This window comes from Paraburkholderia sp. JPY465, from assembly GCF_050436725.1.
GTDB lineage: Bacteria > Pseudomonadota > Gammaproteobacteria > Burkholderiales > Burkholderiaceae > Paraburkholderia > Paraburkholderia youngii.
Genome location: NZ_JBNDMT010000002.1, coordinates 276,051 through 295,272, shown reverse-complemented (window position 1 = coordinate 295,272; position 19,222 = coordinate 276,051). Strand labels below are relative to the sequence as shown.

Annotated in this window: 17 protein-coding genes and 1 pseudogene; 9 read left to right on the top strand and 9 right to left on the bottom strand. The window is 63.8% G+C overall.

Features of this window, described 5'->3' with window-relative positions; all coding sequences use genetic code 11:
- Positions 1 to 2: 2 nt before the first annotated feature.
- Both QFZ94_RS03415 and QFZ94_RS03410 read right to left on the bottom strand, forming a co-directional pair.
- Complete coding sequence (locus tag QFZ94_RS03415) at positions 3 to 1,760, bottom strand: ABC transporter permease (RefSeq protein ID WP_429455587.1); 1,758 nt, start codon at positions 1,758 to 1,760, stop codon at positions 3 to 5.
- Between the two features lie 213 nt (positions 1,761 to 1,973).
- Positions 1,974 to 2,114 carry a hypothetical protein gene (locus tag QFZ94_RS03410; RefSeq protein WP_368583737.1) on the bottom strand — a complete coding sequence of 47 codons (141 nt, stop codon included), beginning with the start codon at positions 2,112 to 2,114 and terminating at the stop codon, positions 1,974 to 1,976.
- Positions 2,115 to 3,124: 1,010 nt separating this feature from the next.
- Between QFZ94_RS03410 and QFZ94_RS03405 the strand changes: the two genes are divergently transcribed.
- Entirely contained in the window at positions 3,125 to 4,621 is a 1,497-nt protein-coding gene (locus QFZ94_RS03405) for a carbohydrate porin (protein WP_429455586.1), read from the top strand.
- Positions 4,622 to 4,764: 143 nt separating this feature from the next.
- On the opposite strand, the gene QFZ94_RS03400 is transcribed toward QFZ94_RS03405, so the two are convergent.
- A complete protein-coding gene (locus QFZ94_RS03400; protein WP_429455585.1) occupies positions 4,765 to 5,106 on the bottom strand; it encodes a carboxymuconolactone decarboxylase family protein in 342 nt (113 codons plus the stop codon).
- Positions 5,107 to 5,222: 116 nt separating this feature from the next.
- Here QFZ94_RS03400 and QFZ94_RS03395 point away from each other — a divergent pair, with 116 nt between their 5' ends.
- On the top strand, positions 5,223 to 6,200 hold the full coding sequence (locus tag QFZ94_RS03395) for a cupin domain-containing protein (RefSeq protein ID WP_429455584.1): 978 nt from the start codon (positions 5,223 to 5,225) through the stop codon (positions 6,198 to 6,200).
- Between the two features lie 27 nt (positions 6,201 to 6,227).
- Here the strand turns inward: QFZ94_RS03395 and QFZ94_RS03390 are convergent, their stop codons facing one another.
- Positions 6,228 to 6,800 carry an FUSC family protein gene (locus tag QFZ94_RS03390; protein WP_410849343.1) on the bottom strand — a complete coding sequence of 191 codons (573 nt, stop codon included), beginning with the start codon at positions 6,798 to 6,800 and terminating at the stop codon, positions 6,228 to 6,230.
- A gap of 73 nt (positions 6,801 to 6,873) precedes the next feature.
- Positions 6,874 to 8,301, bottom strand: a complete 1,428-nt coding sequence (locus tag QFZ94_RS03385) for a PLP-dependent aminotransferase family protein (protein WP_410849342.1) — start codon at positions 8,299 to 8,301, stop codon at positions 6,874 to 6,876.
- Positions 8,302 to 8,644: 343 nt separating this feature from the next.
- Here QFZ94_RS03385 and QFZ94_RS03380 point away from each other — a divergent pair, with 343 nt between their 5' ends.
- Positions 8,645 to 9,877 carry an NAD(P)/FAD-dependent oxidoreductase gene (locus tag QFZ94_RS03380; protein ID WP_429455583.1) on the top strand — a complete coding sequence of 411 codons (1,233 nt, stop codon included), beginning with the start codon at positions 8,645 to 8,647 and terminating at the stop codon, positions 9,875 to 9,877.
- Positions 9,878 to 9,912: 35 nt separating this feature from the next.
- Positions 9,913 to 11,061, top strand: coding sequence for a branched-chain amino acid ABC transporter substrate-binding protein (locus QFZ94_RS03375; RefSeq protein ID WP_429455582.1), 1,149 nt, complete (start codon positions 9,913 to 9,915; stop codon positions 11,059 to 11,061).
- A 2-nt stretch (positions 11,062 to 11,063) separates the two neighbouring features.
- Here QFZ94_RS03375 and QFZ94_RS03370 read toward each other — a convergent pair whose 3' ends face one another.
- A complete protein-coding gene (locus tag QFZ94_RS03370; RefSeq protein WP_429455581.1) occupies positions 11,064 to 11,414 on the bottom strand; it encodes an EAL domain-containing protein in 351 nt (116 codons plus the stop codon).
- Between the two features lie 32 nt (positions 11,415 to 11,446).
- Here QFZ94_RS03370 and QFZ94_RS03365 point away from each other — a divergent pair.
- Positions 11,447 to 11,664, top strand: a pseudogene (locus QFZ94_RS03365) (YadA C-terminal domain-containing protein); the annotation flags it as partial.
- Positions 11,665 to 11,764: 100 nt separating this feature from the next.
- Here QFZ94_RS03365 and QFZ94_RS03360 read toward each other — a convergent pair.
- Positions 11,765 to 13,138 carry an IS4 family transposase gene (locus tag QFZ94_RS03360; protein WP_429455580.1) on the bottom strand — a complete coding sequence of 458 codons (1,374 nt, stop codon included), beginning with the start codon at positions 13,136 to 13,138 and terminating at the stop codon, positions 11,765 to 11,767.
- A 327-nt stretch (positions 13,139 to 13,465) separates the two neighbouring features.
- On the opposite strand from QFZ94_RS03360, the gene QFZ94_RS03355 reads away from it, so the two are divergent.
- Together QFZ94_RS03355 and QFZ94_RS03350 are read left to right on the top strand one after the other, a co-directional pair.
- Positions 13,466 to 14,251, top strand: a complete 786-nt coding sequence (locus tag QFZ94_RS03355; RefSeq protein WP_429455579.1) for a response regulator transcription factor — start codon at positions 13,466 to 13,468, stop codon at positions 14,249 to 14,251.
- Between the two features lie 158 nt (positions 14,252 to 14,409).
- The gene (locus tag QFZ94_RS03350) at positions 14,410 to 17,175 is read left to right on the top strand and encodes a LuxR C-terminal-related transcriptional regulator (RefSeq protein WP_429455578.1); all 2,766 of its coding nucleotides are present in this window, start codon (positions 14,410 to 14,412) and stop codon (positions 17,173 to 17,175) included.
- A 38-nt stretch (positions 17,176 to 17,213) separates the two neighbouring features.
- On the opposite strand, the gene QFZ94_RS03345 is transcribed toward QFZ94_RS03350, so the two are convergent.
- Both QFZ94_RS03345 and QFZ94_RS03340 read right to left on the bottom strand, forming a co-directional pair.
- Positions 17,214 to 17,627 carry a DUF3175 domain-containing protein gene (locus tag QFZ94_RS03345; RefSeq protein WP_368583746.1) on the bottom strand — a complete coding sequence of 138 codons (414 nt, stop codon included), beginning with the start codon at positions 17,625 to 17,627 and terminating at the stop codon, positions 17,214 to 17,216.
- A 62-nt stretch (positions 17,628 to 17,689) separates the two neighbouring features.
- A complete protein-coding gene (locus QFZ94_RS03340) occupies positions 17,690 to 18,196 on the bottom strand; it encodes a PRC-barrel domain-containing protein (RefSeq protein WP_018438199.1) in 507 nt (168 codons plus the stop codon).
- Between the two features lie 325 nt (positions 18,197 to 18,521).
- Here QFZ94_RS03340 and QFZ94_RS03335 point away from each other — a divergent pair, with 325 nt between their 5' ends.
- The gene (locus QFZ94_RS03335) at positions 18,522 to 18,833 is read left to right on the top strand and encodes a hypothetical protein (protein WP_368583747.1); all 312 of its coding nucleotides are present in this window, start codon (positions 18,522 to 18,524) and stop codon (positions 18,831 to 18,833) included.
- Positions 18,834 to 18,918: 85 nt separating this feature from the next.
- Positions 18,919 to 19,215 carry a hypothetical protein gene (locus tag QFZ94_RS03330; protein ID WP_368583748.1) on the top strand — a complete coding sequence of 99 codons (297 nt, stop codon included), beginning with the start codon at positions 18,919 to 18,921 and terminating at the stop codon, positions 19,213 to 19,215.
- The last annotated feature ends 7 nt before the right edge of the window (positions 19,216 to 19,222 follow it).

The window sequence follows — 19,222 nt, the reverse complement described above, 5'->3', positions numbered from 1 at the left end:
GTTCACTCCTGGTCGAGTCGGAGCCTTGATTCGGCGAAGGCATACAGGGGGCGCCACAGCGCGCGGTTGAACAGCGTGACGAATAGCGCCATCACGGCGACGCCAAGGATGATTTTCGGAAAGTCGCCGGCGGCGGTCGTCTCGGCGATATAGGCGCCGAGGCCGTGTGCGACCACATTGGTATCGCCCCACTGGACGAACTCGGACACGATGCTCGCGTTCCACGCGCCGCCCGATGCGGTGATCGCGCCGGTCACGTAGTAAGGGAACACGCCCGGCAGCATCACCTGGCGCCACCATTGCCAGCCGCGGATGCGGAAATTGGTGGCCGCCTCGCGGTAGTCGTTCGGATAGGCGGTCGCGCCCGCGATCACGTTGAACAGGATGTACCACTGCGTGCCGAGCACGATCAGCGGCGACAGCCAGATATCCGGATTCAGATGAAAGCGCACGATCACGATCACGAATACCGGGAACAGCAGATTCGCGGGAAACGCGGCGAGAAATTGCGCGAGCGGCTGGACCTTCTCGGCGAGCGCCGGACGCAGGCCGATCAACACGCCGATCGGCACCCAGATCAGCGACGAGATCGCGATCAGCACGGCGACGCGCAGCAGCGTGATGAGCCCGAGCAGGAACACGTGACCGACCTCGTCGAGCGTCACGCCGGTACGCACATAGGCGACGACGCGATAGATCACATAGACCGTCAGCACGAATACGAGCAAGGCCCACACGATGTCTGCGACGCGTGTCGACGTGTCGCTGCGCGCTCGGCTGGCACGCCGGACGCTCGCGAAAGGCACACGCAAAGGGATGCGCGCGGTGCTCGCGAGCATCACGCCCGCCGGCGTCAGCAACTGGTGAATCAGACGTGTGCGCCGCATCATGTCGAGCAGCCAGGACTGCGGCGCGTTGCCCGAACTCGTGGTCTCCATGCGGAACTTGTCGGCCCACGCGACGAGCGGACGGAACAGCAGCTGGTCATAGGCGAGGATCACGACCGTCATCGCGAGGATGACCCAGCCGATCGCGTGCAGGTTCTTGTCGCTGATCGCCTGCGCGAGGTAGGCGCCGATGCCCGGCAGCGTAATCGTGTTGTTGCCGACCGTAATCGCTTCGGAAGCCACCACGAAGAACCAGCCGCCCGACATCGACATCATCATGTTCCAGATCAGGCCCGGCATCGAGAACGGCACTTCGAGCTTCCAGAAGCGCTGCCACGAGGTCAGGTGAAAGCCGCGCGACACTTCATCGAGGTCGCGCGGCACCGTGCGCAGCGACTGGTAGAAGCTGAACGTCATGTTCCACGCCTGGCTCGTGAAGATCGCGAAGATCGCGGCGAGCTCGGCGCCGAGCACACGGCCCGGGAACATCGCGAGGAAGAAGGTCACCGTAAACGAGATGTAGCCGAGCACCGGCACCGACTGCAGGATGTCGAGAATCGGCACCAGCACGAGGCCGGCGCGGCGGCTCCTGGCGGCCAGCGTGCCGTAGACCAGCGTGAAGATCAGCGAGGCGACCATCGCCGCGAGCATGCGCAGCGTGGTGCGCATCGCGTACTCGGGCAGGTTGGCCGGATCGAGCGAGATCGCCTGGGTCTTTAGCGTCGACATCGGCGCGAGCGTCTCGTGAAAGCCGATCGACGCCATCGCGATCAGGCAGATGATCAGCGGAAAGGCAACGAAGTCCCAGCCGTTTGGAAGCAGCCGCCGGGCGGATGCATTGGCGGTGCGGTTCAGATTGAAACCGAACTCCATCAATCACCTCCGTGGCCGTGAGTATTTGTGAGCAGCGAAGTCGTGACGCCGTACAGGGTGGTGGCCTGCGCATCGATTCGCGACGGATCGTTGAGTTGGAACATGACGAATTGCAAGTTGATAAAAGGACTGTTCAGCAAACAACGGTCACGACGAGGCAACGCCACAATCTTTCGATGATGGCGTTGATTCGTGACACCAGCTTGGCAGAACTTAAGAGAACAGCGAGCCGATGCGGCGCCAGAGCGTGGCGAGCCGATTCGATCGGACTGGAGCGAGCGATAGAAGCGACTCGTAGTGAGCACGCGACTCGTTGCGATAAGGCAGATGCGGCAAAAGCAGAGCGAAATTCATGACGTTTCTCCGCGCGTCGTGTGCGACGCGGCAAGCGGAAAGCGGGCAGACGGTCCAACGTCGCACGCTTGGCGCGGCGTCAGGGTGCTAGCTGCTTTCCTTCTGTAAGGCTGAAGGCAAGGGGCATAAACAACAACAACTGTCACCGTCGGGCATGTCGGCTCCTCGTCGGGTTGAACTGCGCGCAGGCGCGCAGCGTGGTTCTGCCGGACTCGCCCGAACCCGTGAGCAGGCGCGGGTATGGGCGAGCGTCGGCCGCAAACCAGAAGGCTTGCGAAGGCGTGCCAATGCGGACGAGCGAAGGCCGCGTCCACATGGCGCTAATGATCGAGGTGCACGAAGGAGCTTTGCTACGGCGCGCACCGTTCTGCCTGCTGGCGGAACGGCGGCGCGAGGACGAGGGCGCGGACGTTCTGCCGGTCAGGCAGTGAAACTGTTCGAAGATTGACTACTGCAGGTGTCCAAGGCATCAGCCTCATTCGGGAAGACGGGCGAATTCTAGACGCGGTAAAAACCCGGAGTCAACCTGGTTCTGTAAGCAGAGCCAACATTTTTCAACGAAGGCTTGCTCGACGAGTTTGAGAATCATTGCGCGAGCCCCCAAGAACCCGATGTCGTCTTTGCGCGATTTTTACTTGCGCTTTTGCGGAGCATGTCAATACAATCCGCCCCAACGTATCGAAGGAGTCGTCCATGGACCCTTGTCCAGAAAGTGGAAGTCCGATGCCGGCCAGCGCCGGCAGCACCACCGCGAGATAGTCGCCGCAGGTTCACTCCTTCGCCGCTAACTCGCCCCAAGTCGGGTTAGCGCGCTTCAATTCCAAGCGGCCTTGCTGCCGGTTTTCTGTAGCACGCCTGCTCTTTTTTGATCGTCGTCTGCGAGCCTGCCTGCTCAGGCGGTTGCGCTTTCGCATTTGCGCTTGCTGTTTGCCGGATCTTTCGCACACCTCGGTGCGCATGTGCGAATCACGACGGAGCGATCCGCCCATAACTCCAATCCCCAATAACCGATGAAAAATATCGACAAGCGCAGACTACTGGGCTCCGGCGGTTCCATCGCGGTGACTGCGGTCCTTTCTCTCGGCCTCGTTCCTTGCGGGTTCGCGCAGACACCCGGCGAAGCCACGCCTGCGCAAACAGCACCATCGACTGCACCGGCCGCACCGGTTCCCGGCGCCGCGGACAACGCGGCGCCCGCCGATCAGACCGTCGCAGCGCCGAGCGGATTGTGGGAGCGCTCGAACCTCTTCGGCGAAATGGGCGGCCTGCGTCCCTGGCTCGGCAACTACGGTGTGACGTTCAATCTGCAGGAGACCAGCGAGTACATGGGCAACCTGTCGGGCGGCACGAATCGCGGCGGTGCCTATCAAGGCTTGACCGGGTTCGGACTCGTCGTCGATACGGAAAAGGCCTTCGGATTGCCGGGCGGCACCTTCAATGTCTCCGGTCTGCAGATTCACGGCACGAGCCTGACCGCCAGAAATCTGCAAACACTGCAAACCGCGAGCGGGATCGAAGCCGACGCCGCCACCCGTCTGTGGGAACTGTGGTATCAGCAGTCGCTCGGCAACGTCGATGTGAAGATCGGCCAGCAGAGTCTCGACCAGGAGTTCATGGTCAGCCAGTACGCAGCCACCTTCATGAACGCAACGTTTGGCTGGCCGGTGCTGCCGGCCGTCGATCTGCCCGCGGGCGGGCCGGCCTATCCGCTGTCGTCGCTCGGTGTGAGGGCGCGCGCATCGTTCGCGAACGGCGTCACAGTGTTGGGCGGCGTATTCGACGGCAATCCGGCGCCAGGCGTCGGCGATCCGCAAAAGCTCAACGCGAGCGGCACGAACTTCAATCTCGGCAACGGCGCGCTCGTGATCGGCGAATTGCAGTACGCGATCAACCAGCCGTCGGCGAATTCTTCCGATCCGAGGCCGGCTGGCCTGCCCGGCACCTACAAGCTCGGCTTCTGGTACAACAGCAACCACTTCGCGGATCAGGGTTTCGACACCGGCGGCCTGTCGCTGGCGAATCCGGCGAGCAACGGCGTGCCGACGAGTCATCGCGGCAACTACAGCTTCTACGCAGTCGCCGATCAGATGGTGTGGCGCGCGGGCCCCGACAGTCCGCAGTCGGTCGGCGTGTTCGCTCGCATCATGGGTGCGCCGGGCGATCGCAATCTGGTCGATCTCGGCGTCAACGCGGGCGTCACGCTAAAGGCGCCGTTCAAGGGCCGCGACAACGATGTGGTCGGGCTCGCGCTCGGCTATGCAAAGATCGGCTCGCACGCGCAGAATCTGGCGAGCGCGCAGGCGTTGTACACGCCGGGCTATCCGTCGCGCAGCGCGGAGACGGTGCTCGAAGCCACCTATCAATACCAGGTCGCGCCGTGGTGGATGCTGCAAGCGGACTTCCAGTACTTCTGGCGGCCGGGCGGCGGGATTCCGGACCCGGACGATTCGTCCCAGCGCATCAGGAACGAAGCGGTTCTCGGCTTGCGCACGACGATCCAGTTCTGACGAAAGGTCGCGAGCAGGCTGATACGCGCTTCATCAATTGCTTCAACAAAGGCCGCGCGCCGCATCGCCGAACATGATCGGCCGATGCGGCGTGTTACGCCACACGATGATTTAGCGAGCGCCCCGGCTCATCATCGACTCGCTTACGCCTGCGTATGCGCGGCGACCGCGTCCAGCGTGCGCGCCGAGTACACCAGCGTCGCGCCCGCGTTGACCGCCATCGCGACGCCGAGCGCTTCGGCGATTTCCTCGCGGGTCGCGCCGTGCTTCAGCGCCTCGGCCGTATGGACCGTGATACAGCCGTCACAGCGCAGGCTCACCGCAACCGCGAGCGCAATCAGCTCGCGCGTTTTCGCGCCGAGCAGATCGGTCTTCTGACCGGCGCTCGACATCGCCTGATACGCCTTCACGCTCTCCGGCGCGAATTTCGACATTTCGCCGATACGGCCGAACAGTTCCTTGCGGTAATCGATCCAGTTCAACATGGCAGTGCTCCTTGGTCTGTTGCGCGACGGCGGTTGCCGTCGTCGTGGAAACAGTATTGCGCCGCGCCGCGATATCCTGAATACTCATTCCACTCAACTTTTAGCGCGCTCGTCTCATGGACACGCTCAGTCGCCTGATCGACCTTGCCCGCCCGCAAGCGAGCCTCGATCTTCGCTGCCTGCTATCGGGCGCATTCGATATCGATCACGCGCCGCTGGAGGGGGGTGTCGCGCCGTTTCATCTGGTGCTCGACGGCAGTTGCGTGATCGAGACCGCGGCCGGCGCGCAACTCGAACTGAAGACTGGCGATTTCATGATGTTTCCGCGTGGCGCCGCGCATCGCGTGCGCGACGTGAAGCGCTCGGCGGGCGGCCTGCCGCTGACGCTCGGGCACGACGGCATGCTGCCGGTGCGGCGCAACGATGGTGAGGAAGCCGCCACATCCGCGCAGACGCCCAACCACACTGCGACTCATGACGGCGTCGATCTGCTGTGCGGCCGCTTCGTCTATGCGCCCGGTTCGTCGGCGTTGCTGCTCAATGCGCTGCCCGATCCGCTGCACGTGTCGCTCGGGGACGCGCAAACGCTCGATGCGTTGCAAACTGTGATCACCTTGATGCGCAGTGAAGCGGCGCGGCGTCAGCCTGGCGCGCTGACCATCGTCACGGCCTTGAGCCACGCGCTGTTCGCGATGGCACTGCGCGTGCACGGCGAGCGCAATGCGAACAGCGCCGGCATGCTCGCGTTGCTGACGGACGCACGACTTGGCGCATCGGTGCAAGCGATGCTCGACGCGCCCGAACGCGCGTGGACCATCTCTGAACTCGGCGAGCGCGCCGCGATGTCGCGCGCGACCTACGCGCGCCGCTTCAACGAGCGCGCGGGGGTGACCGTGATGGATTTTCTTACGCAGATCCGCATGGCGATCGCCAGCGACCTGCTGTTGCGCACGCAACGCAGCGCGGCGGACATCGGCGAGGCGGTCGGCTATCAGTCGGAGGCGGCGTTCGGCAAGGCGTTCGCGCAAAGCGTCGGCGTGACGCCGGGACGCTACCGGCGCCGCACGCAAACGGACGATGCTCCGGACGACTGACCAAAGAATCGACGCGCGCGTGTGATTCTATTTGGGCGTTTCGCCCTTTCTGAACGCACGTCTTTCGAGCGACGCCATCAGCCGCGCGACTACGAGCGCGCAGACCGTCCCGAGCGTCACTTCGGCAAGCCGCAGAAAGGCCTTGTCCCACGCGGGACCGATGCCTGGCACCAGCAGCATGATCGTAGCCGTGATGCCGCCGAGGCGCGCCGCGCTGCCGACGTTGACGACCCAGCAGATCAGGATCGCGGCCGCGACGGTCGCCGCGTACGCGGCAAAATGGCCGCCGCCCAAGAGCGTGCCGATCAGCCCGCAGATGCCGCCGACCATCGCGCCGATGAACTGGTCGCGCGACAGCTTGCGAGTGTCGATATAGCTGTGCTGGCTCACCGCGATCGCGGTGATCGCGGCCCAGAACGCCTGCTCGGTGTGCAGCGCGCGGCCGATGCCGAACGCCAGACTCGCGCCCGCCACCGCCTGCACGGCCATGAAGCCACCCTCGATCAAGCGGTCGCCGAGCGGCAGCGTCTTCAGGAACGCGAACAGCGCATCAGCGGCGGGCGTGCGCGAGGAGGGGCTTGAATCGTCGGACGGAGTCATCGGATGAAGGCGGCTCGGCAGGGGCAGGGTCGTGCCGTATTCTAGCGGCTCCGCCCGATGCTTCCACCGCAGTCTAGATCGTGCCGAACAGCGCGCGCGGCCGGTCGCGCAGCGTGTGCGCGAGAATTTGCAGGCCGCGCGTCAACTGCTCGCGCGACTCGGCGCAAGCGAGATTGATGCGCACGCCGTGTTCGACCGTCGAGCGATCCACCGCGAACGCGGAGGCCGGCATCGTGTTGACGCCGCGCGCGAGCGCGTTGGCCGCGAAATCGTCCGAGCGCCACGGCGGCGGCACGCGCAACCACACGAACATGCATGCGGGATCGCTCTTCAGATGCTCGGCGGGCAGTAATTCGCGCGCGATCTCCTGGCGCGCGCGCAACTCGGTGCGTTGCGCGTCGAGGATCGTCTGCGCGGTGCCGTCCTCGATCCAGCGCGTGGCGATCAGCGTCGACAGCGGCGCGGGCATCCACGCGGTCGTGCGCACCGCTTCCGCGGCCAGCGCCGCGCCATGCGGCGGCGTGTGCAGATAGCCTATGCGCAGGCCCGGTGCGAGGATCTTCGACGTCGACGTGATGTGGAAGGTCAACTCGGGGCACAGGCTCGCAATCGTCGGCAGGCGCGCTTGCAGCAGCGGGCCGTACACGTCGTCTTCAATGATCACGATGTGATGCCGGCGCGCGATGTCGGCGAGCGCCGCGCGGCGCGCGAGGCTCATCGTCACGACGGTCGGGTTCTGCAGATTCGGCACCGTGAAGATCGCCTTCACGCGCCGATGCCGGCACGCGTCTTCGAGACGGTCGGGCAGCAGCCCTTCGTCGTCGCTCGGAATGCCGACGAGTTCGAACTGAAACACCGGCGCCAGGGCTTTCAGGCCGTAGTAGGTCAGCTGATCCGACAGGATCACGCCTTCATGTCCCATCAGGCTGCTCAGCACCGCATACAGGCCATGCTGCGCGCCGCTCGTCACGACCACGCTGTCGGCGCCGGGTGTGAAGCCGGGCGCGGCGAGCCATTGCGCGCCCGCGGCCCGCGCCCATTCGGGGCCCTGCGGCGGCTGATATTCCTGAGTCTGCGGATAGCGGGGATCGTGCGCGATCTGTGCCATCGTCCGCGCGAGCTGGGTGAGGAATTCACCGGTGGCAGGCCGGTTCACGGTCAGGTCGAGCACGGCGTTCGCGTCGGCGTGGCCGCTTGCCGATGTGTTGTCACCGCGGGCATGCACGGCAGGCATGGCGCCGCCGGTGACGATCGAGCCGCGCCGCTTGCTCGCGACGATCAGCCCTCGCGCCTGCAACTCCTTGTACGCGCGCGACACGGTGGAGACATTCAGGCCCAGCTCCAACGCGAGTTCGCGCTGCGGCGGCAGACGGCTGCCCGGCGGGTAGAGGCCGCTGCGGACTTTTTCCTCGAGGCTGCGCGACACTTCGAGATAAGTCGGCTGACGGCCCTTTGTCTGGAGAACGTCCTCACCGTTTGTGTGGTCAATGGCGCTTTTCATCCAGCGTGAATCTCCATACAAAAACTCGTCCGAGCGTGCGGGACAAGCCAATACTAAACCCCTTCGGAGTCGGATCGGCAACCGGAAGTACCTCGAACTGCACGATGCCAGCCCGTCTCGCTCGGGGAAAGTACCTAAGTCCACACAAAGCCAAATTAATTGCACACAAAAAAACTTTGTGTGAGTATTAAATCATGATTTGTGTGGCGCTGTGTCCAAAGACGACGCGCAACTGTAGTACAGGAGGGACGGTCGTGACAGAGCAGCAGAGCACGCTCCTGCCGGTCGGTGCATCCGGCGCAAGTTCGGGTCGGGCGGCCAGTGCGGCCGGCCGGCGAGCGCGATGAGCGAAGTCGCCGTGCTGGGCGCGGGCTTCATCGGCGTGTCGAGCGCCTACTGGCTGATGCGCGACGGTCACCACGTCACGCTGTTCGACGCACTGGGTCCGGGCGAGGCCACGTCATATGGCAATGCGGGCACGTTCGCCAACTATGGCTGCATTCCGGTGAACAACCCGGCGGTGTTCCGCAATCTGCCGCGTTTCCTGTTTTCGCCGACGAGTCCGCTGCGGATTCGCTGGCGCTATCTGCCGCAACTCGCGCCCTGGCTCGCGCGCTTTCTATGGGCGTCGATGCCGCGGCGCTACGAGCACAGCGCTCAAGCGCTCGCAAGCCTGCTGTCGCGCGCGTTCGACGGTTACCGCGAGATGCTCGAAAGCGACGACCTGTCGCGCTTCGTGCGGCCGCGCGAATGCCTGTACCTGTATTCGAATGCGGCGTCGTTCGACGCGGCCCAGCCGTCGCTCGCGTTGCGCCGCTCGCTCGGCGTGTGCTTCGAAAACTTCGACCGCGCCGGCATCGCCGCACTCGAACCGAATCTCGCGCCGATCTTTGCGCACGGCACGTTGTTCAACGGCAGCTGGTTCCTCGGCGACCCGCGCGGCTTTCTGCAGGCGCTGCACGCGGCGTTGCTCGCTCGCGGTCTCAGGCATGAGCGCGTCGCGGTTCGCGCGCTGGTGCCGGGCACCGCCAGCGTGCGCATCGTCGACGAAGCGGGTCGCGCATACGATGCCGCGCAAGCGGTCGTCTGTGCCGGCGCATTTTCCGGCCGCTTTGCGCGCCAATGCGGCGACCGCGTACCGCTCGATACCGAGCGCGGCTATCACGTGCGCTTCCCCGGCACTTCGTCGCTGATTTCACGGCCGTGCGGCTGGGCCGAGCGCGGCTTCTACATGGTGCCGATGGACGGCGGCATCCGCGCGGCGGGCACCGTCGAACTGGGCGGCTATGGACCGCAGCGCAATGCCGCGCTGCTCGATCTGATCACGCGCTCCGCGCGGCTCGCGCTGCCGCAATTGACGCAGCCTGATAGCGACTGGCTCGGTTTCCGGCCGAGCCTGCCCGACGGCCTGCCGGTCGTCGGAGCGTCGAGCGCGTCGCCGCGCGTCGTCTACGCGTTCGGTCATCAGCATCTGGGCGTCACGCTGGGCGGCGTGACGGGCAGCGTCGTCGCCGATCTGGTGGCGGGACGCGTGCCGCCGCTCGATCTCGCGCCTTATAGCCCGCGTCGTTTTTAATCACCGCAACTGCTGCACGGAAGAGGACGGACATCATGAAACGCAGAAACCTGGTTGTCGCACTCGCCCTTGGGATGTTGTGCGCGCATGCGCCGTCGTATGGCGCCGAGCCGCAAATCGTCAAGATCGGCTTCGTCGGACCGCTGACCGGACCGGTCGCGCGGGTCGGCAAGGATCTGCAGAACGGCGCGCAGCTCGCGGTGGACGAAGCAAACGCGAAGCATCCGATGATCGGCGGCAAACCCGTCAAATACGTGCTCGACGTGCAGGACGATCAGGCCGATCCGCGCATCGCGATCCAGGTCGCGCAGAAGCTCGTCGACGACGGCGTGGTCGGCGTGATCGGCCATTACAACTCGGGCTGCAGCATTCCGGCCTCGGCCGTCTATCACACGGCGAACGTCGCGATGATCACGCCGGGCTCGACGAATCCGGCGCTCACCGCGCAGGGTTTCGCGAACGTGTTTCGCACGATGGGGCACGACGGCGTCGGCGGTGTGATTGCGGGCGAGTTCGCGGTGCAGCAGTTGAAGGCGAAGCGCATCGGCATCATCGACGATCGCACCGCGTTCGGCCAGGGCCTCGCCGATGCCTTCGAGAAGGGCGCGAAGCAGGCGAACGGCAATGTCGTCGATCGCGAATTCACGAACGACAAGGCGGTCGATCTGCGCGCGATCCTGACTTCGTTGAAGCAGAAAAACGTCGACCTGATCTTTTTCGGCGGACTCGACGAGCAGGGCGCGATGCTGGTCAAACAGATGCGCTCGCTCGGCATGCCCGCGCAACTGTTTGGCGCGGGGGCGCTGAAGAGCAACGCGTTCCTGCAGATTGCGGGCAACGCGGGCGAGGGCACGCGCGATCTCGAGCCCGGTCCTGCGCTCGACAAGCTGCCGTCCGCGCAGGAGTTCGGCAAGCGCTACAAGGCGCGTTTCAATCAGGACGTCGAGCTGTATGCGCCGTTCGCCTACGACGCCGCGCTGGCGATGATTCAGGCGATTCAGAACGCGGACTCGCTCGATCGCGCGAAGATCGTCGCGGCTTTCCCGAAAGTGAACATAACGGGGGTGACGGGGAAAATCGCGTTCGATCCGCATGGAGATCTGATCAAGCCGCCTTATACGCTGTTCGAGGTGCAGCAGGGGCAGTGGAAGAGTCAGCGGACCGTGGGCGGGAGCGGAGTGTAAGGCTAATCCCGGCCGGGCCGGTGGTGGCGACGGTGCATTTGTGGCGTGCCGCCGCGGGCCTCGGCCGCGATCATTTCGCCGTCAAAACCTCGGGGCTGGAACGCGCATCTGGTCAAAGAACGAGGCCAAGCCGCGCAACCAGCTTGTCTATCTGTTCGGCTGCGATCGACGGCCGTTCCGACACCCTCTACGACGACCCGCTTCCCAAGTCGTCTTCCAAGCTCGATCAGCGATTCGACCACGACTCTCGAATTCGCATCGTCCCGAACATCGCGCATGAACCTGCGGTCCAGCTTCAACGTGTCGATGCCGGGATGGTGAAGAATGCCGAGAGACCAGCACCCCGCGCCCAAGTCGTCGATCGCGACGCTTACACCGCATTCTCGCCGGCATCGCCGGCGCGACCGCGTTGACGATGATCCCTGACGTCGACCCCGGCAGGACCCTCGCGGTCGGAATCGGCTCGGGCAACTACAAGGGCTACACAGCCCGGTTGCGATCGGCTTCCCTGCGCGCGTGACCGACAACCTGAAGGTCAAGGGCGGCGTCAGTACGAGCGCTTCGGGCAGTGTGGTGGGCGCCGGTGTCGGATATCAGTGGTGACACGGACCGTTCGAACATAGTCGGGGGGCCGACCACGCTAGATGACCCCCCCTTCGAAAACGCCATCCCCCCTCCGCGAAGGCTGAGCTTTACCCACAAGTTACGGACCTGAATTAAAGATGCGGAACATCTCGGTGATTTCGTGCAAGACGAGGAAACCTCGCCAGATGACCGTGGCGCCGGGTGGTGGATCATGACGTCGATTCAGGTAGCCGCCCAGGGCGGCAATCCATCGTATCGCCTTATGCAGCGACGGCACCGTGTCCGGTGGCCGGGTGGTTCGATGCACTCGGCAATACAGGGCTTGCCATTCGACGGGCTGGAGGACCACCTCACAAGGCAGGTCACCGTCCAGCCGCGCCAGCAGCGTGGTGTAGAGAATGCGCCAGGCAATGACCGCGAACAGGGAGGTGGCCCGAACAAAGCGTTCGAGCGTGCCGAACTGGCGGGCCTCGATGCGGCAGCCACTCTTGAGTACCCGGTGCCAGGTTTCAATCGTCCAGCGCCGTGCATACCATTGCAGCCGCTCAAGTGCCTGCCCGGGCGAGTGAGTGGGCACTGAGGTGAGCAGCATCCATTCGAGTGGCTCGATACCGGCAGGCGGTTTGTCCTCGATGACGTGCACGGCGAAGACGTCCAGCTCGGGCAAACGGGTCCGCGTCTGAGGCGGTCGCAGACGTACGCATGCGTATCGCAATGTCAGGCGTGCAGTGCGCTGGGGGCGAGTCCCTTTGGCCGGCACCAGCAACTCGGTGTGACCTGCTGCGGGGGGGTCCAGTACTGCTTTCCAGAGATAGCGCTGGGGGTGCCGCGCGCAGCGGTTCCACGCCGCGCGCACCAGCCAGTCCACTCCGTCCGGGCGTTGCGCAGCAAACAGTTCATAGACATCGCTTTCGCGATCACCGATGCCAATGACTTGCGTGTGCTCACAGCGCGACTTCAGCGCCGACAGGTGCGCAAGTCCCTCGATCCACTTGATGCTTTCCTTCTCGTGGATGGGCCGGGATTTGCGCTGCGCGGCGCTGCCCTGGGTCTCTTCGCGACGCGCCCACGTCTTCATGCCCAGTACGCCGAGTGGCAAGCCTTCCGGACTGACCGCCAGCAGGCTGTGCATCAGGAACCCGCGTTCATTGCCACCGGTACAGCGCCCCAAACCATCTGTGGCAGGCAGATGCGTCAGGTTGAATTCGGTGGTGTCCTGTATCGCCAGCACCACCGGGATCTGCTCCATACGGTGCAGCGTCTGCGCGATATGCGGCGCCAGTACACCGTCGGTGTCGATCTGGTCGTTGTCAAAGAACCGGTAGGCCGCCTTCAGTTCAGCAGGCGAGAGAGCCTGCGGCAGCGACGTGTGGGGGCTGCTCGCCAGTTGACGTGCTAACACAATCAGGCGATGCGATAGGCGAGCGTCTCCGAGATTCGCTTGCGCGAATTCCTCGCTCGCCCAGTCTGCCGTGTCGTCTCCGATCGCCAATCCGCAGCCGCTACATCAATTGAATGCGCGAAAGTTAACACCGTCCGATCCAGTTTACAAGCGGACTTGTGGGTAAAGCTCAGCCGCGAAGGGGGGGATTTGAAAAGCGACTGGCTCTATCGTTCTTCTCGAAATTCACAAGGCCTACGGGACCGGCTCAACTGGCCGCTCGCGCTTACCCGGTGCCGTATGCGATTTGTAGGTTGGCTTTTTCGTCCTGTTTGAACTGGTTGCTCGTGTGAGTGGAATTCCCGATACAAATGTCTTTCGCCGCGTTTGTGGGGGGCCGGTCTTCCAGTCGGCAGCGAGAAGGAAAAAAGGTGATAGATGAATATCCTGTTGGTGGAAGACGATCCCGTACAAGCTGATTCGGTCGAAAGGGAAATCGGACAGTCCGGACATCGAATCAGCAAGGTCGAACGGGGCAAGGACGCAATCAGTTTTCTGCAGACCAACGAGGTCGATCTGGTTGTGCTCGACTGGGAATTACCGGGCATGAGCGGCTTCGAGGTGCTGTACTGGATACGCCGTCATCTGGGCCGCGAACCCGCGGTGCTGTTCGTGACCAGCCGGCTTCTGGAAGTCGACATCGTGCAGGCGCTGGACGCCGGCGCGGATGACTACGTCGTCAAGCCGTTCCGGGCCAAAGAGCTGGGGGCAAGGGTCGGCGCACTATTGCGTCGCACACGGCGCAGCATAAAAGTGGAAAGCGCCATCGCGGTTGGGCCATATATCTTCGACGTCACGCAGCGCAGCGTTTTTCTGCACGGCGAATCGATTCTGTTGACGGAAAAGGAATTCGACGTGGCCGCCTATTTCTTCGCGAACGTCGGCCGGGTCGTTTCCAAACGGCTTCTGGCAAAGCTTGCGTGGGGCCGCGAACTGGACAGTACCTCGCGCACGATCGACACGCACATCTACCGGCTTCGACGCAAGCTGGCGCTGCGGCCGGACAACGGCGTGCGATTGACGACCGTCTATACGCACGGTTACCGGCTCGACGAGGTCGATGCCGGCAGTGCGGTTGCGCAGGCCCCGGAGGTCTGCGAACCGGACGATCCCGTCGCGGAGATCGACACGCCCGCGCAGCGCGCGCGAAGCAATCTGCGCTAGCGATTCGACCGGACCCTGTGCGACCCGAAGCGGATACCGGTCCTCGCGGCTCGTTGCGCGGTTCTGCAGTGAGTCGTCACACGGTTCGGCGTATCTTCAAGACAAATTCACAATGACCCCTCCATGCCTCTCACGGATAGCCGGTGAGAGGACCACTCATGAATACACCCGCTGATAGTTTCGAGCGTGAATGGATCGTGTCGCTGATCCAGACCAAGATGATGCCGCCGCGTCTTCCCGCGGGTTGCGTGCAACGGCCGGCCTTGCTCCGGCGACTCGATGAACGACGTCCGCGTCACATTACGGTCGTGACCGCGCCCGCGGGTTTCGGCAAAACGACTTTGCTTGCCGCGTGGAGCGAAGCGCAAGCGAGAAAGAAGCGTCCCGTTGCGTGGCTCAGTCTCGATGCAGAAGACGACGATCCGCAGCAACTCGGCGCCTATCTGGTGGCGACGCTTTGTCGGGCGTCGAAGGAGATCGCGTGGCAGGCGCAGCAACTCCTCGATAACGATGCGCACACGCCGGTCAGAACGCTCATTTCAGTGCTGCTCAATGGCATCGCCGCATACGGCCGCGGGGTTTTCCTCGTGCTCGACGACGTCGACCGCCTCAGCGCGAAACCCGTTCTCGCGATCGTGTCGCGCCTGCTGCGCTACGCGCCCGACAACCTGCACGTGCTGCTCGGCGCGCGCGGCGAACCGGCGTTGTCGCTGAGCGCGCTGCGCTCGCCCGACAAACTTTCACGTGTGACCGTCGACGATCTGCGCTTTTCGCTCGACGATGCTCAAGCGTTTTTCCAGCACACCGGTAATGCGCTGCTCAACCGCAACAGCGTCGAACTGTTGAACAGCGCGACCGAGGGATGGGTTGCCGGCTTACAACTGGCTTCGCTCGGACTGAACCGGGTCGATGACGTGGCCGCGCTCGCCAGTCATCTCGCCGGTTCCCGGTTCGGCATCGATCGCTATCTGAACGATACGGTGTTTGGTCATTTGCCGCCGCATATGCTGACGTTTCTGCTGTACACGTCGATTCTCGAACGGCTTACCGCGACGCTCTGCGACGACGTCATGGGGGGAGAAGGCGACAGCGGAGAGAAGCTCGACTGGCTCGAGCGTCATAACGTGTTCATCCGGCCGCTCGATGAAACGCAAAGCTGGTATCGCTATCACGCGCTGCTGAGCGATGCGCTGCGCCGCCGTCTGATGCGTCAGACGCCACGACAGGTTCCGTTACTGCATCGCCGGGCCAGCCTCTGGTTCGCACGGGCGCGCCTGTGGCCCGAAGCGGTGCGACATGCGCTGGCCGCGGGCGACATCGGGCAGGCGGCGCAGTGGGCCGAAAACTGTGCGATGGAGATGCTTCAACGCGGCGACCCGTTCATGCTGCCGGGCTGGATTCGCAAACTTCCGCCGGACGTGATCGTGGGTCGACTGCGCTTGCGTCTGGCGAAAGCGTGGGCACTCGCGATGTCGCTCGAAACCGCGCGCGCGTCGAAGGAGATCAGCGAGATTGCCGACGAGTTCGAGCGTATGGCCCGTGATGATCGGACGGTAGCCGACGAGATCGCGTGGGCGGAGATCAACGCGATCCGCGCGGTGATCGCTTGTGTGAACGACGACAGCGAGCATGCGCTGGAACTCGGGCGTGCCGTCGAGGCATCGACGGCGCCTGCGGAACCTTGGGTTCGCCAATACGGGCAAAGCGCGGAGATTTTCGGCTTGATGTATAGAGGGCAGTTCGCCTATATCTCGCGCGTGTGGAGAGCGCGGGTCGATCAGGTTGGGCTCAGCCGGAAGCCGAACAGCGCGGATATGCTGCGCGACGCGGTGTACGGCGTCGCCGCGCTGATACACGGCGATCTTCCCGATGCGAGGCGCGTGATGGAGATCGCAATGCGCTACTCCGAAGACAAGCTGGGGGAGTGGTCGGCGGCCGCGGCCGCGGTTTCCGGTTGCCTTGCGTCGATTTACTACGAGTGCAACGAGCTGTCCAAGGCGCGGAAGTTGATCGACGGTCGCATGACCATCGCGCTGGAGAGCTCGCCGCTCGCCGCGTTGATGCGCTATATGCTCACCTCGTCGCGCCTGCTGTGGCGCGATGGCAAAAAGGGGCCGGCGCTGGCCGTACTCGAGGACGGTCGACAGCTCGCGATTACCCGTCGATGGTTGCGTCTGAAGCTCGCGTGCGATGCGGAATCCGTTCGGCAGCTGCTTGCCGACGGTAGGGTGATCGAGGCGCGACAGGTCGCCGACGAACTGAGCGCGAGCGTACCGATGATATGCGAAGGGCGACGGGGCTCGGCGATGGAAACGTGGTCAAGCTACTGTGTGCTGCAAGCCCGTGTTCTGCTCGCCGAAAATGCCGCCGCGGACGCCGTCGGTTTTCTTTCGCGCTTACTCGACAATCTGGTTGCACTGGGCTGGCGCTATGCCGAGGCCGTGGTTTCGTTGCTGCTTGCTCTCGCGCACGAGCAGAACGGTGCTTCGGACCAGGCGTTCGCGGCGCTGGGAAACGCGCTGCGGATCGGCGGCGCGATGGGCATGATCAATAGCTTCGTGGACGAGGGAGCGCCGATGCGTGCATTGCTGGACCGGTTTCGCCGCACGCCATCGGAAATCGCGAGGGGGCACGCGACGTATATCGGCACGGTGCTGTCGGCTTTCGACGAAGCGGATGACACGCCATCATCTTCTCCGGGCTATGCCGGCAACAAGGTCACGCCGGGCACACTGAGCGCGCGCGAACTCGAAATACTGGGCTACGTCGCTCGCGGGCTGTCCAACAAGGAAATCGGGCGTTCGCTGAACCTGGCGCCCGAGACGGTCAAATGGCATATGAAGAATGTGTTCGAGAAACTGAACGTCAATTCGCGATTCGAGGCCGTGCAGAGTGCCTTCGGCATTCAGCCGGGCACCGACTGAAGCGTCTGGCCGCGTAATGCCGCCGCGATCCCGGCAGTTCAGCGCGGCTCGCGTCCAAACGCTTCGCGCAGCTTGCGCTTGGCTTGTTGCAAGGTATCGCGCCGCTCCTTCGGCAGGTTTCGACCCGCTCGATTAATGTAGAAATTGAGCATCGACATCGCCGATTGAAACGGCGTGCCCTTGCGTCGACGGCTCGCCGTCGACGAGTGCTTCAACGATCGCGCGATGGACTCCGCGCTGCCGGTTTTGAAAATATCCTTCTCGATGTCCATCGCGTCGCTCGTTTCCATCACGTGATGCGACCATTTCTTTGCGCCGGATGCGCCGCTCGACTTCGCGGTTTTGGCGCGATGCGCGGCCTGCGCCTGCGCATGGCGCTGGCGCGGCGGCCGTCCCGACTTGCCACGCGACACAGGGCGTTTCGATCTGCTGCTGCTCTTTCGGGTCGCCATTGTGTTCTCTCCTGAAGCGGAACGCCGCACTGGCCACGCATCGGAAGTGGTCGATTCGGCGATCAGAGCTTCACGCCACCGGACTCGGGTGCATCCGACGAACCCGGGGGAATGTCGCCGACACCCACGTCGTTGCGGTTCGTATAGACGTCGCCACCCCAGTACGGTTCGCTGCCGTAGTACTGATGCACGGTGGTGGCCCACGTCTGGTCCGCCATCGATGGCCAGTGATCCTTATCGAATCCCGGTGCGTTTTTCACGCGCTCGGCCACCATGTTCAACACGAAGCATTTCTCCTGCGTATCGAGCGTCAGCGCGCTCCACGGAATCGCCAGCAGCTTGTCGCCGATGCCGAGAAAACCGCCGCTCGACAGCACCGCATACGCGATGCGGCCTGAACGCACGTCGAGCATGATGTCCTTGATCTTGCCGATGTGCTCGCCGTCGCTGCTGATGACCTTGTTGCCGTCAAGCGTGGCCGCGGCCATTACGTCCGGGCCTGGGCCTTCCGCGGTCGCGGCGCCTTTACCGACGATGTTCGCGCCTTGCGTCTGGGTCTGCATCACCATGATGGGCTCCTTTGATGGGGGGAATGTACCGAGGCATTTAGCAACGGCCGTTCCATCGAGCCGTGCGGCGCAGTTACTCCGCCGTTGCTCCGCAATTTGCTCGATACCACCCGGCGCCGCATCTCCCGACGAGGCGCCGCGCGCGTAAAGGATGCGAGCCCGTTTGCAATTATTGCGTCCATGCCGACGCAAGCGCTGCCCAGCGAAGCGCGATGAGCGCATACGACGCATGCATCGCGCGGCATAGGCCTTGCTCGACTTTCAGTGATTGCGGCAGGAACTGAAGGATCACAACCGTCCTTTTTACTTGATGGAGAGAAGCCAGATGAGCAAGTATCCGAAGGCATGGCTGGTAGCGGCATGTGTGGCCGCGTCGGGCGCCCTGGCGTCGGGCGCCGCGTTCGCGCAGACGGGCGGCGGCAACGGCAATGGCGGCGCCGGCGGCGGCAATGCGCATGGCGCGGCGACCGCTGCGCCGACGGCGGGCAACGAGCCCGCATCGAATGCAATGGGCAGCACCGGGGGCTCGACTTCGTCGATGAAACACCATCACAAGAAGTCGAACGCAAAGAAGCCGATGAACGACACGACGAACATGCCCGGCGCCGATGCCAGCAGCGATACAAAGGGACAGTAACGCTGGATCGATGCGGAAGCGGCAATGAACCGTTGCGGTCGTTGTGACGCCGGACGATGCCGCTTCGCATCGGGGGGAGAATATCGTGATCAGGAAGATTCATTATCAGGCGAACATCTGCGGCGGGGACTTCGCGCACGTTCGCGAGTGCTTCAGCAACTGGAAATCCGAGACGCTCGTGTATCGTCGGCAACAGCCGATGTTCGAAGGCAAGCAGGAAGTGCGGCCGTTGTCGGAGCGTGTGTTCGAGAACGGTGAAGTCGCGCATAACACGCTCGCGCGGGTTTGTTCGCCAGGCGATGAGTATGCGCTGGCGGCCGAAATACGCGACGGCGAGCGCGATGTCTGGCTCGTGATGGCGGCATTCGAGGAAGAGGCTTGAGCCTTCG